The organism is Microbacterium sp. P5_E9 (assembly GCF_054049175.1).
In genome coordinates, this window is record NZ_JBFUMV010000157.1 from 1 (window position 1) to 523 (window position 523).

At 58.9% G+C, this 523-nt stretch carries 1 protein-coding gene; it reads left to right on the forward strand.

All coding sequences use genetic code 11. The features are described from left to right. Window positions 1–523, forward strand: a 523-nt coding sequence (locus tag ACXJ3V_RS20750; protein ID WP_457102245.1) for a ParA family protein, incomplete at both ends; no start/stop codon positions are given.

Below are 523 nucleotides of genomic sequence, written 5' to 3' on the forward strand. Positions count from 1 at the left end.
GAACTATGGCATCGACGAGGTGCGGCAAGACTACGACGTCATCCTCATCGACACGGCTCCTGCCCTTTCATATGGAACCGTGAACGCTCTGTATGCCGCCAACGGGATCATCATGCCGCTGCCCCCGAACGCTCTTGACTTCGCTTCAGGCGCCCAGTTTTGGACCCTCTTCACCGACCTGGCGGAAAACCTGATCGGTGCCGTTGGTGTCGAGAAGACGTTCGATTTCATCAACGTGTTGCTATCGAGGGTGGACAACGACGACGCCAGCACGATGGTTCGCAAGTGGATCATCCAGACGTACGGTGACAAGGTGCTGCCCGCTGAGATTCCCCGAACCGTGGTCACCTCTGCAGCGAGTGCCGAGTTCAACACGGTCTATGACATTTCGCGCTACGACGGAAACGCGCGAACCTACAAGCGGGCACGCGAGGCATACGACAACCTTGTGCAGTACATGGAAGGCGTTGTCCGCGCAGTCTGGCAGCGCGACATCAGGCGCAAGCAGGCTGCGGGCCAGGAA